This window comes from Solwaraspora sp. WMMD1047, assembly GCF_029626155.1.
Classification (GTDB): domain Bacteria; phylum Actinomycetota; class Actinomycetes; order Mycobacteriales; family Micromonosporaceae; genus WMMD1047.
On record NZ_JARUBL010000001.1, the window covers coordinates 4,312,312 to 4,324,808 of the forward strand.

A 12,497-nucleotide genomic window follows, 5' to 3' on the forward strand; every position below is an offset into this window, starting at 1 on the left:
AGGCCGCAGCTGACACCTTGCGCGGGGCCATCCGGCGCCGCTGACATTCGGCAGCCGGCATCCTGCTGGGAAAGAGGCCGCAGCGTCGTCGTTCTCGATCGCCTGGCAGAGCACCCGCTTTCCTGGAGGGCGCCTGGGTCTTCGCCCCGTACGGCACCCCGGGCTGCGACCTGCTGCTGGAGCTGGCCGGCAACGTCTACTTCGCCGGCGACTGGCTGAGCCACTCGGTGGCCTGACAGCACGGCGCCTTCGTCTCCGCCCGCACCGCCGTCACCGCCCTCCACGAACGCGTGATGTCCACCTGACCCGACTCGGGTCGGTCCCGGGGTGGCAAACCCCCTGCCCCACGCCGCCTGCCGCAAGCCGTGGAGGACATCACCGGCCGAATCGCTCGGTGGGCTCTCGTAGCCCTGGGTGCTTGCCTTGCCGACGCGCCGTTGGCCGGGAGTAGCCTGGCGATTGCTGTCCGTGCGGCCGGCTGCCGTAGCGACAGGAATGATCCGGGCTTAGCCGGCAGGATGGAAGGTTGGGACGGAGGTGCCCATGTACGAGTTTCGCGTTCTGGGTCCCCTCACGGTAGTGATCGACGGTACCCCGATCGACATGACGAGTCGGCGGCAGCGTGCGGTGTTGGCTCGGCTGCTGATCGAACCTGGCTCGACTGTGTCTGTGGACGCGTTGGTGGCGGCCGTGTGGGAGGGAGAACCCGCCCCTCAAAACGCGCGGTCAGCCCTGCACGCCCAGATATCCCGTCTTCGGTCCCTCCTCGGGTCGGCGGGGGGCCAAGTAATCACGCATCCCCCTGGATACCGACTCGACGTACCGGCGACAGCGGTCGACGCTCACAGATTCGAGAACAGCGTTCGAGAGTGCCGGGACCTGATGCGGTGGGCGCCGCAGGCGGCTCTTACCAGCCTCGACCAGGCTCTCGCACTTTGGCGGGGCCGCGCATACGCTGAGTTCGCCGATACGTTCGGCGCGGCCGAAGCCGTCCGCCTGGAACAACTGCGGCTACAGGCACTCGAGGAGAGAATATCCGCCTTGGTGGCCATCGGCGAATGGGGCGAAGCGGTAGCGCAATCTGAAGGGCTCATCGCAACCGAGCCCTTTCGGGAGCGACCGTACGCATTGGCCATGCGCGCCTTGGCGAACGGTGGCCGACGTGGCGAAGCCCTGGCCCTGTATCAACGCCTACGCGGGGTGCTCACTGAAGGACTCGGCAGCGAGCCTTCGGTCGAGGTGCAGGCGTTGCACGTGGAGATCCTGCGCGAGGCGGAGGTCCAAGCTCGCCCGTGGAGTGCGTCCGAACAGGCACCACCTGCTGTGCGCCCGGGGACGGCACCGGTTCCTGTCAGCGCGTTCTTCGGGCGGGTGGACGAGTTGCAGACGATCTCGGAGGCGCTGTCTCGGTCGCGGCTTGTAACTCTCGTGGGTCCGGGGGGAGTCGGCAAGACTCGGTTGACCATGGAATGGACAGGCCGGCTAGCCACGGATCAGCAGGTTGCGTGGGTTGAGCTGGCCTCTCTGGCAGATCCGGCCGCAGTGGCGAGCGTGTTTCTGAACGCGCTCGACATTCCGAATCCGCCTCGTATTACGCCGCAGGACGCGCTGATCACCGCCTTGCATACGCGATCCATCGTCCTGATCGTCGACAACTGCGAGCATGTCATTGAGGCGGTGGCCCAGATTCTGGCAGCCATCGCACGCTTCTGCCCCCGGGTGCGGGTGGTCGCCACGAGCCGTGAGCGTCTCGCCGTAGACGGCGAACACGTTCTCGTCCTGCAGCCGCTACCGGTGCCGGACCGGTACGACCCCGCCGCCACCGAATCACCGTCCGTGCGTCTGTTCCTGGACCGCCTCCAGGCTGCCGGCAGCCCGGTCGACGAACGCGACCCGGCGGTGACGGACCTGGTGACAACCATCTGTCGACGGCTCGACGGCTTGCCGCTCGCGATCGAGTTGACTGCCGCCCAGACAGCGAGTCTGGGGCTGCCTGCCGTCGCGACGGCTACGGACCTGTTGGGGCTCGCCAGCGGACGACGGTCTGAGCGGGCAAGCCACCGGAACCTACGAGCCACCCTCGACTGGTCCTTTGAACGGCTGGACCCGGACGAGCAACGCCTTCTGTGTCGTCTCGCCGTGTTTCCGTCCCGGTTCCCGCTGTCCTGGGCCGTGGGCGTCTGCGCTGACGGAGACCTGACGCCTGAGATGATCCTGCCCCTGCTGGCGCGGCTGGTAGAGAAGTCCCTCGTCCGCACGGACCGGCAGAGCCATGGTGAACGCCGCCATCACATGCTGCTGCGAGTCATCCGCCAGTACGCCGAGGAGCGACTCGACGCCGCCGGCGAGGCGAACCAGTTCCGACAGGAGTACGCCCGGTTCGTCGTGAGCTGGACCGAGGAACGCGCTGCCCGGCTCGGCCTGGCGGACGACAGCGAGTTCATTGAGCTGTCGGATGCCACACATGATCTGCGCACCGCCCATGCGTGGGCTCGTCGCCACGATCCGGACCTGGCACTGCGACTGTCTGCCGCCTTGTGGCTTCACACGGAGCTCAGAGGCGACAACGAGGTCCGCGGATGGGCCGAGGCCGCAAGTCACCTCCCGGGCAGCGACGGCCACCCTATGCGGCCCGTTGTGCTGGCGATCGCAGCGATGGGAAGCGCGGCGCGCGGTGCGGTCGAGTCCGCCGGCCGACTCATCGCGGAAGCGCTGCGGACCGCGGACCCTGATCATGAAATGACGCCGTTTATCTGGTGGGACTACGGCATGATGCTGCTTCTGGCCGGCGATCTCGCGGAGAGCATGCGTGCCCTCCACCGCGGCTGGCGGTTGGCGCGTCGGGTCGGAAATCGTTGGGGAGAGACGGTCACCGCCGCAGGAATGACCTCTGTTCTGGTCAACATGGCGCAGCCGACGGGTAGCCAGAGGTGGCTGCACCGAACCTCTGCCGTAATCGCCAGCCTTCCCGGCCCTTCCGCCCGTGCGACAGCGGAACTCGTCGCCGGGGAAACCAAAACTCTGGTCGACCCCGTGTCCGCGTTGGCCAGTTTCAAGCGCTGCCACGCTCTGGCCTCCCCGATCGGCGCCAGATTTCTGGTGACACTCGCACGCAGCGGGATGGCCAGCGTGGCGGCGAACCTCTCCGCTGGGCGGGAACGTATAATTCACTGGGCAGATGCCGTTCGGTACTGGCAGGACGTAGGCGACCAGTTCCGGGTTTGGATTCACCTTCGTTTCATGATTACCCTGTACAGCGACGAGGGTGAGGACGAACTCGCCGTCGCGCTTGATTCGGCTGTTGCCACGTCGCCAGCGAGGGATTCTCCCGGCGTCGACTCTGAAAGGCTGCGCCAGGCGGTCGACCGATCGGAGGGCCGGCTCGGTGATCTGGCCAGAGAGATTCGACTCCGATGGACTGGCGCGCCGGTCGGTGACGTTGTGGACCTGATCTATCGCGACGTAGGAGATGTGAAGGTCAGCGACGACGACCTTGGCCTGTGAGTCAGGTCGGAACATCATCGAGGGCGACTGACGACATGACCGCAGAGCTTCCCTCCCGACAAGCCGACAGATCATGAGGCGGTCCGGTGGGTCGCGGCTCTGTCCGGTGCGCGACGTACGGTCACGGGCGTGCCGATCCGCCAGTGGTGGCCTCCCGCGCCGCAGCCACGGCGGGCGGATTTCGCGCGAACCGGAATGAGGGGTGTCGGCGTACTGCTCCGTGACTACGAACAGCGGCCGCGAAAGTAACCCGTGGCCCTCTAGGAGGAGACGAGATGTCCCGTACGCTCTCGACCCGTCGCTTGGTCGCCGGCATCATGGCCGTTGTGGCCGCGGCTGGTGGTGTGGCTCTCTCGGCGGCTCCCGCCGCGGCGGCCGACCAACCGTTCACGCCGATCTCCACGTTCCCGAAGCTCGACATGAGCGTCCCCTACCGGATCGTCGTGAACACTCCAGACCAGTTCTCCGGAACGAGGAACATCGGCGCCCAGCACTTCGACACCAGCGGCGGAGGTAGCATTTTCGCGCTCGCCGTCCGCCCGAAGGACGGCTACAACCCCGCAGGTGAGCAGTGGCTTTTCAGGCAGGTGAACGACAACCTCGGTAATCCGATCACGGAGAACGGAAACCCGGTCGTCTTCGTGGTCAGCAACCGCCTGGCCGACGGCTACCGGTACGTCATGGACACCGAGAACATTCCGTACACGATCGAGGGTCCCGGTGGGGTCGTCGGCACCTCCCCGTTCGACGTCTCGGGCACCCAGCAGTGGGTGCTCTCCAAGGTCTTCGACCAGTTCACGCTGAAAAACCGGTCGGCGCACTCGCCGAACTACCTGAGCTTCGACATGGACCAGAACCGGTTCGAGCAGTACCACCCCGCCCAGCGGCACTCAATCCAGTTCTCCCTCGAGATCGTCGTGTGACGAAGGCCCGATCGGTCCACCCCGGCCCCGGTGCGGAAGTACCGGGGCCGGGGTGCCGGCCGCGCACCGAACAACCTGGAATACGAGAGGAATCCGAAGATGACCGGTACGGAGTCAGTAGACTTCCCTCGTTCGTCGAAGTATTCGATGGACTGGTTGAAGTCCTGCGTCAGTGGGGGCGCCAACGCGCTGTGGCTAGCGGAGTGGCTGACCGAGAAGATGCCACTCGAGAGCGGCATGAGAGTCTTGGATCTGGGTAGTGGACGCGGCGCTTCGTCGATCTTCCTCAACCGTGAGTTCGGCGTGCAGGTGTGGTCGGTGGACCTGTGGTTCGGAGTGGATGAACGCGCTCAGCGCATACGCGATGCTGGTTGCCACGGGAACGTCTTCGCCTTGCATGCCGACGCGAGGTCTCTGCCATTCTCGCAGGGGTTCTTCGATGCGGTGGTCTGCATCGACTCGTTCATGTACTACGGAACCGACGATCTCTTCATGAATCACCTCGCGCGTTTCGTCAATCCGGGCGGTCTGGTGGGCATCGCCAACGCCGGACTCACGCAGGAGATCGACGGTCCGATACCTGATCATCTCGCCAGGTGGTGGGAGCCGAGCATGGCCTGCCTGCACTCCGCCGACTGGTGGGCTCGCCACTGGTCGCGCAGTGGTGTCGTTGCGGTGGAGACGGCGGACACGATGTCCGAGGGATGGAGAAAGTGGTTGCAGTGGCAGTACGCCGTGGCTCCGGACAACAGTGTGGAGATCGAAGCGCTGAGGGCCGACCAGGGTCGCAACCTCGGATACATCCGGGCGGTCTGTCGTCGCCGGCCGGACGTCACTCTGGACGAGCCGATAACGTCCATCCCCGTCGATTACGAGCATCGCCCGGTACTGTCGGAATAAGTTGCACGGTTCCGGGTCAGCTTCATCCCCCGTCACCTGATCGGGACTCCGGACCACGCCCAACCCCGAACGCACCGGTCACGACGGTACGGCCGGACTTCCTTAGTCGGTCTGGTTCGGCAGACTGGCGACCGTCGAACGGGTCCCCGTCGCATCCCTTACGTGATGGAGCAGCATGGCGAGGCGCTTCTGAGCGCGGGATGTCCGACTCTTGACCGTGCCGATCGCGATGCCTAGGCTGGCGGCAATCTCCGCCTGAGTCATTCCGCCGTAGTATGCCAACTCCAGCACTTCACGTTCGTCGGGGTGAATTCGTCCGAGTGCCTGCCGCACCTGCCACACCTTCCACGCTGCGTCCAACGATGGTCCCTCGGCCGTGAGTTCACCGTTCGTTGACCAGGAATCGTCGTACGGGACATGGGATGACGTGTGGCGTTGCCGGCGGTAGATGTCGACCGCGGTTCGCCGGGTGATCGCGTACAGCCACGGCTGCAGCCCACGGGTCGGGTCGAAGGTGGCCGACGCGCGCCAAGCTTGCACGAATGCCTGCTGCAGCGCCTCCGCCGCCAGGTCGCGGTCACCCAGGAGGCTGAATGCGGTGGCGAACATCGATCCAGAGTGCTTTCGGTAGGTTTCAAGAAGTGCGGCTTCGTCGCCGTCACGGAAACGCTCCTCAAGCGATCGCTCATCGAATGTGCCGGATGTCGCCCGTACGGGCGCAGACGGTCTTCCCAGCATTGGCGCGCCTCCCTCACTTCGTTGTCGTAGGAACACGCTCAACGGTCCGGAGAGAGCTTTCCCGCCGCTTTCAGGGCGCCTTCACGTCACTTTCACCGTGCTGGCTCCCGTCTGCTGTTGCAATGAGTGGCGCAACGTCCGGTCGGGCAAGGAACCCGGCCGGCAGCGTAGCGTGACGGCTGTGATTGTCGGACGTTCCGCGGAACAGTCGCGGATCAGACGCCTGGTCGCCGACGCGAAGGCCGGCCGCGGCGGATCGTTGGTGCTGCGCGGGGAGGCCGGCATCGGCAAGACCGCGCTGTTGGACTATGCGCAGAGTGCGGCCGGCGGGATGCGGGTGCTGCGGGTGGTGGGCATCCAATCCGAGGCCGACGTGGCGTACGCCGCTCTCCAGCTGATGTTCGTGCGCGACCAGGACCGGCTGGCTGCGCTGCCCGCCGCCCAGGCGGCAGCGCTGCGGGCCGCGTTCGGGGCCGGCGGTGGCCCGGTCGACCGGGGGCTGCCGGGGGCGGCGACGCTGTCGCTGCTTGCCGAGATCGCCGGTGACCGGCCGCTGCTGTGCCTGCTCGACGACGCCCAATGGTTCGACGGGTCGTCGATCGCCGCGCTGCTCTTCGCCGTACGCCGGTTGCCCGCCGACCCGGTAGCGGTCATCTTCGCCGCCCGCGACGGGGAGCCCGGGTTCCCCGCCGCCGGGATGGAGAGCGTGGCGCTGCCGCGGCTGGGGGTCGCCGACGCCGCCCGGGTCATCGCGGCCGCGGCGACGCTGCCGGGCGGGGTCACCGACCGGATCGTCGCCGAGTCCGGGGGCAACCCGCTCGCCATCGTCGAGTTGGCGGCCCACGCGGCCGAGGCGACCACGGTCCCGGCGCCGATCGCCCCGCTGTCGGCCGCGGGACGGTTGGAGGAGCACTTCCGCCGGCAGGTGCGGGGGCTGGCGGAGGCGACCCGGACCGTCCTGCTGCTCGCCGCGGCCGACCACGGCTCCGCCCTGCCCACCCTCGTCACCGCCGCCGCAGAACTCGGCTGCGGCGCCGTCGACTTCGAGCCGGCCGAGCGGGGCCGGCTCGTCCAGGTGACCGCCGACGCGGTGACCTTCCGCCATCCGCTGATCCGGTCGGCCGTCTATCAGGAGGCGCCGTTCGCACATCGGGCCGCCGCGCACCGGGCACTGGCCCGGGCGCTCACCGATCCGCGCGACGCCGACCGGCGGGCCTGGCACGTCGCGGCCGCCGCCGGCGGACCGGACGACGCGGCGGCGGATGGTCTGGAGCAGGTCGCCCGGCGGGCGACGGGCCGGGGCGCGGCGGCGGCCGCAGCGCTCGCGTTGAACCGGGCGGCCCAGCTGACCGCCGCACCGGCGATCCGGGGTGGGCGGCTGGTGGCCGCCGCTCGGGCGGCGTACGACGCGGGGCAGCTTGACCGGGCCGCCGAGCTCGCGACGCAGGGAGCGGAGCTGGCCGGCACGCCGGCTGAGGTGGCGGAGGCCGGCTGGGTCCGTGCCCAGGTGGCGTACGAGCGCACGTCGCCGGCCGAGGCGACCCGGATCGCGCTGGCGGCGGCCGCCCCGGTGCTCGCGGTCGAGCCGGAGCTGGCCGTCTCGATCCTCACCGAGGCCACCTGGTGCGCCCGGGACACCGCGGACCCCATCCTGTTGCGCCACTGCACCCAGCTGCTTCGATCGATTCCCGCCGGTCCCACCCTCCTGATCGACGGCCTGGTGGGCTTCGCCGAGCTGTTGTGCGGCGACATCGCGACCGCGGTCGAGCCGATGCGCAAGGCGTTCCTCGCCGTCCGGGACACCGACGGTGGAGTCAGCCTGGAGCGGTTGAACGCCGCGTTTCTCGGGTTGCTGATCGGCGAGGACGAGGCGGCCGTGGCGATGCTCGACGAGCACGTCGCACAGCTGCGCGGCCGAGGGGCGCTGGGCTGGCTGCCCTACGCCCAGGAGCCGCTGGTGCTGGCGCAGCTGGCGGCCGGGCGGATCCGGGACGCGGACGGCAATGCCGCCGAGGCGATGGCGCTGGCCGAGGAGTTGGGTCAGGATCTGGAATTCGTCGTGCTGGCGGCCGCGGCGGCCTGGCTCGCCGCCGTCGGTGGGGACGGCGAGCGCGCCCAGCGGCTGGCGACGCGGGTGTTCGCCGACCGGCGGCAGCACGGGATGGCAGCCGCGCAGGCCAACTGGGCACTCGGGCTGGTCGACCTGGCGGGTGGCGACCCACGGCGCGCTCTCGACCGGTTCGAGGTCGCCTGCGCCGGTCCAGCCGGCCGTGACCTCATGGTGCGGGCGGTTCCCGACCACGTCGAGGCGGCGGTACGGGCCGGCGACGCCAGCCGGGCCGGGCGGTTCCTGGCCGGGCTCGCCGACTGGGCGGCGTACACCCGCAGCCCGGCGGCGCTCGCCCTGCTGCGGCGCTGCCGTGGCCTGCTCGACGGCGGCGGGCCGGCCGAGCGGTGGTTCGAGGAGTCTCTGGCGGGAGAGGACTGCGGTCCGTACGACCAGGCGCGGACCCGGCTGCTGTTCGGTGAGTGGCTCCGCCGGCACCGCCGCCCGACCAGGGCCAGGGAACAGCTCCTGGCGGCGTACGAGACGTTTGTCCGGATCGGTGCTGGTGGCTGGCTGCCCCGGGTCCGGGCCGAGCTGACGGCGCTCGGCGAGACCGCGCCGGGTGCGGCCGCCACCGCCGGCGCCGGTGGACTCACCCCCCAGGAACTGCAGGTGGTACGCCGCGCGGCGGTGGGGATGAGCAACCGGGAGATCGCCGCCGAGCTCTTCCTCAGCCCGCGTACGGTCGGCCATCACCTCTACCGGGCGTACCCGAAATTGGGCGTCCGCCGACGCGCCGAGCTGGGAAAGCTCGAGCTGTGACCGGCACCCGGGACCGCGGTCGAGCGACAGTCGTTTGACCGATGCGGACGCGGCGGACCGGCACCTAGCCTCGCCGGAGCGGGAGGGCCACCCACCCCGAAATGTGACGATCACTTGGAGGCACAGCGATGGATACGGCCGCGTATCTCAAGGCAGTCGTGGAACAGACGAACACGTTCGCCGACTGGGTGGCAGACCGGAACCCGGCGACCCCGGTACCCACCTGTCCGAAATGGACATTGGCCGAGCTGGTCGACCACGTCGGGGCGACCCAGCGGATGGTGCAGATGCTGGTATGCGAGCGGATGACCGAGCCGAGCGGAGCATTCGCCGGCTACGCTCCGGGTCCGACCGATTCGGCTCAGTGGCGTGCCTGGTTGACCGACGGCGCGGCCGAGGCGAAGCGGGCGTTCGAGGGGGTCGCCGATGACACGCCGGTGTGGGACCCGTCCGGCGCCGAAGCGGGCGTGCCGTTCTGGTCCCGTCGGCTGTTCGGCGAGATCTGCGTACACCGGGCCGACGCGGCGGCGGCACTGGACCTGCCGTACGAGCTGGCGCCGGAGCACGCCGCCGCGGCGGTCGAGGACTGGCTGGACACGATGACCTCCCAGGGCTACTGGGAGAACCGGCCGGACTTCGCCGAGGCGATGCGCGGCGACGGCCAGACCCTGCACTTCCACGCGACCGACGCGCCCGGTGAGTGGCTGGCCCGCCGGGAACCGGACCGGGTCGTCCTGGCCCACACGCACACCAAGGCGGACGTCGCGGTCCGCGGCCCCGCCACCGAGCTGCTGCTCGTCCTCAGCCGGCGTCGCCCGCTGGCGGCCGCCTCCGGGCTGCAGGTGCACGGTGACGGGGCGTTGCTCGACCGGTGGATCGAACACATGGACTGGGTCGCCGACGGCGGCTGAGTCGGCCGTCCCACCTCGTCGCGGTTGTCGCGGGCTACGGGCGTTTGGCGGCTTCGATCCCGGGAACTGCGCCCGAGCGGGCGCGGGCCAGCGGGTCCGGGGCCGACCGAGCGGGACGGGAGTCGGTGGGATGCGGATCGGGTACAAGCTGATGGCGGAGGCGTTCGGGCCGGAGGAGATCATCCGGCAGGCGGTGCGGGCCGAGCAGGTCGGGTTCGACTTCGTGGAGATCAGCGACCACTACCACCCGTGGCTGGACGTCCAGGGGCACTCCCCGTTCGCCTGGAGCGTGCTCGGCGCGATCGCCGCGAAGACCACGACCATCGGGCTCGCCACCGGCGTCACCTGCCCGACGGTCCGCTACCACCCGGCGATCATCGCGCAGGCCGCGGCGACCACGGCGATCATCTCCGACGGGCGGTTCACCCTCGGGGTCGGTGCCGGTGAACGACTCAATGAGCATATCGTCGGCCAGGGTTTCCCGAGCGTGCTGGGCCGCCACGAGCGGCTCCGCGAGGCGCTGGAGATCATCCGGCTGCTCTGGTCCGGCGGCTACCAGTCGTACGAGGGAAAGCATCTGCAGTTGGAGGACGCCCGGGTGTTCGACCTGCCCGACCCGTTGCCGCCGATCGCGGTCGCGGCGAGCGGTTCCGCGTCGGCGACGATCGCGGCCGAACTCGGCGACGGCCTCTTCGCGACCGAGCCGAAGTCCGAGATCATCGACCGCTACCGGGCCGCCGGCGGCTCCGGCCCGCGGTACGCCGAGGTCCCCCTGGCCTGGGCCAAGGACGAGGAGCAGGCGGTACGGGCGGTGCTGGAGACCAGCCGCTGGGCGGTGACCGGGTGGAAGGTGATGAGCGAGTTGCCGAACCCGGCGAACTTCGAGGCGGCGACCACCTGGGTGGACGAGCGGGCGATCCGGGGGCAGTTCGCGGTGGGCCCGGACGTCGAGACCCACCTCGCGGCCGTCCAGCCGTACGCCGAGGTCGGCTTCGACCATCTGGCGCTGCAGAACGCCGGTCCGGACCAGGACGGGTTCTTCGACTTCTTCGAGCGGGAGCTGAGCGGTCGGATCCGGGCGCTGGCCCCGGCGGGCAGCGGCGGCTGACCCTGGCACGTGGCGCGCGGCCGACCCTGGCACGCGCTGCGCCCGGCTGATCCTGTCCCGGGCCGCGCGCGCCGAGGGTCGCCACGAGTTGTGTCCATCGATGTTCATCTCTAGACTGTGCCGGGCGTCGTCGCCGGGACGACCGCGTACGGGCTGGCCGGCCCTCCCGGTGGGACATCGGTTCGCGGGAGCCGATCGACGGCCGTCCGCCCCGCGTATGCGCGGTTGCGCGGCCACCACTGTCGCAACAGTTCCCGAGAGGACCGTGACCCGATGAGGGTTTCCACAGCGCACCGCCGGGTGCCCATCGCCGTGGCGGTGGCCCTGGCCGCGACCGCCACCGCCGCGGTCGGACTGGACCTCGGCTCGACCGCCCGCGCCGCCGCCGGTTGCCAGGTCGACTACGTGGTCAACCAGTGGACCGGCGGCTTCACCGCCAACATCCGCCTGACCGGCGGCGACACCGCCCTGACCGGCTGGACGGTGACCTGGACCTACGGCGGCGACCAGCGGATCACCAACAGTTGGAACGCCCAGGTGACGCAGACCGGGGCGGCGGTCACCGCCCGCAACATGGCCTGGAACGGCAACGTGCCGGCCGGCGGCACGACCGAGTTCGGCGTGCAGGGAACGTACGCCACCAGCTCCGCGCCACCGACCGACTTCGCGGTCAACGGCTCGGCGTGCAACGGCGCCGCCCCACCGACCACGCCCCCACCGACCACCCCGCCGCCGACCACCCCACCCCCGACCACGCCACCACCCACCACCCCGCCGCCGACCACCCCGCCGCCGACCACGCCACCGCCGACCACGCCACCGCCGGCCGGGTGCGGTGCGGCGGCCTTCTGTGACGGGTTCGAGAACCAGGCCGGGACCACCCCGTCGGGCGACTGGCAGGTGACCTACCCGGACTGCCAGGGCACCGGGTCGGCCGCGATCGACAACACCGTGGCCCACCAGGGCAGCCGGTCGGTACGGATCAACGGCGCCACCGGCTACTGCAACCATGTCTTCGTCGGGGTCACCCGCGACCTGAGCAGCCTCGGCGCGGTCCGATACGCCAGATTCTGGGTACGCCACACGACGCCCCTGCCCACCCAGCACGTCACCTTCCTGGCCATGCGGGACGCCAACGACGGCAACCGGGACCTGCGGATGGGCGGCCAGAACGGGGCGCTGCAGTGGAACCGGGCCTCCGACGACGCCACCCTGCCGGAGCAGAGCCCGAACGGGGTCGCGCTCAGCATGCCACTGCCCACCAATCGGTGGACCTGTGTGGAGTTCCTGGTCGACGGCGCCCAGGGTCGGTTGCAGACCTGGGTCGACGGGACGGCGGTGACCGGCCTCGCCGCGGACGGCACCCCCACCCACGACATCGACGGCCAGTGGCTCAACCGGGCCAACTGGCGGCCGAGCCTGACCGACCTGCGGTTGGGTTGGGAGAGCTACGGCGAGGGCGCCGACACGCTCTGGTTCGACGACGTCGCGATGGGCACCGCCCGGATCGGCTGCTGACCCTGATCCGGCGGCCCGGCCCTGGG

Annotated in this window: 8 protein-coding genes; 7 read left to right on the top strand and 1 reads right to left on the bottom strand. The window is 69.9% G+C overall.

All coding sequences use genetic code 11. The annotated features are described in order from the left end of the window. Positions 1 to 603: 603 nt before the first annotated feature. From O7627_RS19605 to O7627_RS19615, 3 genes are all read left to right on the top strand, one after another. Positions 604 to 3,504: a BTAD domain-containing putative transcriptional regulator gene (locus O7627_RS19605; RefSeq protein ID WP_278098339.1), complete on the top strand. Its 2,901-nt coding sequence runs from the start codon at positions 604 to 606 to the stop codon at positions 3,502 to 3,504. Positions 3,505 to 3,779: 275 nt separating this feature from the next. Next, positions 3,780 to 4,427, top strand: coding sequence for a hypothetical protein (locus O7627_RS19610; RefSeq protein ID WP_278094974.1), 648 nt, complete (start codon positions 3,780 to 3,782; stop codon positions 4,425 to 4,427). Between the two features lie 99 nt (positions 4,428 to 4,526). After that, positions 4,527 to 5,327 carry a methyltransferase domain-containing protein gene (locus O7627_RS19615; RefSeq protein ID WP_278094975.1) on the top strand — a complete coding sequence of 267 codons (801 nt, stop codon included), beginning with the start codon at positions 4,527 to 4,529 and terminating at the stop codon, positions 5,325 to 5,327. Between the two features lie 102 nt (positions 5,328 to 5,429). Here the strand turns inward: O7627_RS19615 and O7627_RS19620 are convergent, their stop codons facing one another. Beyond that, positions 5,430 to 6,065, bottom strand: coding sequence for an RNA polymerase sigma factor (locus O7627_RS19620; protein ID WP_278094976.1), 636 nt, complete (start codon positions 6,063 to 6,065; stop codon positions 5,430 to 5,432). 181 nt (positions 6,066 to 6,246) lie between these two features. On the opposite strand from O7627_RS19620, the gene O7627_RS19625 reads away from it, so the two are divergent. From O7627_RS19625 to O7627_RS19640, 4 genes are all read left to right on the top strand, one after another. Next, positions 6,247 to 8,934: a LuxR family transcriptional regulator gene (locus tag O7627_RS19625; protein WP_278094977.1), complete on the top strand. Its 2,688-nt coding sequence runs from the start codon at positions 6,247 to 6,249 to the stop codon at positions 8,932 to 8,934. 128 nt (positions 8,935 to 9,062) lie between these two features. Continuing rightward, complete coding sequence (locus O7627_RS19630) at positions 9,063 to 9,845, top strand: maleylpyruvate isomerase family mycothiol-dependent enzyme (RefSeq protein ID WP_278094978.1); 783 nt, start codon at positions 9,063 to 9,065, stop codon at positions 9,843 to 9,845. A 130-nt stretch (positions 9,846 to 9,975) separates the two neighbouring features. Continuing rightward, positions 9,976 to 10,953, top strand: a complete 978-nt coding sequence (locus O7627_RS19635) for a TIGR03557 family F420-dependent LLM class oxidoreductase (protein ID WP_278094979.1) — start codon at positions 9,976 to 9,978, stop codon at positions 10,951 to 10,953. Positions 10,954 to 11,226: 273 nt separating this feature from the next. Further along, on the top strand, positions 11,227 to 12,471 hold the full coding sequence (locus tag O7627_RS19640; RefSeq protein WP_278094980.1) for a cellulose-binding domain-containing protein: 1,245 nt from the start codon (positions 11,227 to 11,229) through the stop codon (positions 12,469 to 12,471). Positions 12,472 to 12,497 lie beyond the last annotated feature (26 nt).

Excerpts from the sequence above, each read along its gene's own strand:
- O7627_RS19605 (WP_278098339.1), top strand. The coding sequence starts at position 604 with ATGACGAGTCGGCGGCAGCGTGCGGTGTTGGCTCGGCTGCTGATCGAA.
- O7627_RS19610 (WP_278094974.1), top strand. The coding sequence starts at position 3,780 with ATGTCCCGTACGCTCTCGACCCGTCGCTTGGTCGCCGGCATCATGGCC.
- O7627_RS19615 (WP_278094975.1), top strand. The coding sequence starts at position 4,527 with ATGACCGGTACGGAGTCAGTAGACTTCCCTCGTTCGTCGAAGTATTCG.
- O7627_RS19620 (WP_278094976.1), bottom strand. The coding sequence starts at position 6,065 with ATGCTGGGAAGACCGTCTGCGCCCGTACGGGCGACATCCGGCACATTC.
- O7627_RS19630 (WP_278094978.1), top strand. The coding sequence starts at position 9,063 with ATGGATACGGCCGCGTATCTCAAGGCAGTCGTGGAACAGACGAACACG.
- O7627_RS19635 (WP_278094979.1), top strand. The coding sequence starts at position 9,976 with ATGCGGATCGGGTACAAGCTGATGGCGGAGGCGTTCGGGCCGGAGGAG.
- O7627_RS19640 (WP_278094980.1), top strand. The coding sequence starts at position 11,227 with ATGAGGGTTTCCACAGCGCACCGCCGGGTGCCCATCGCCGTGGCGGTG.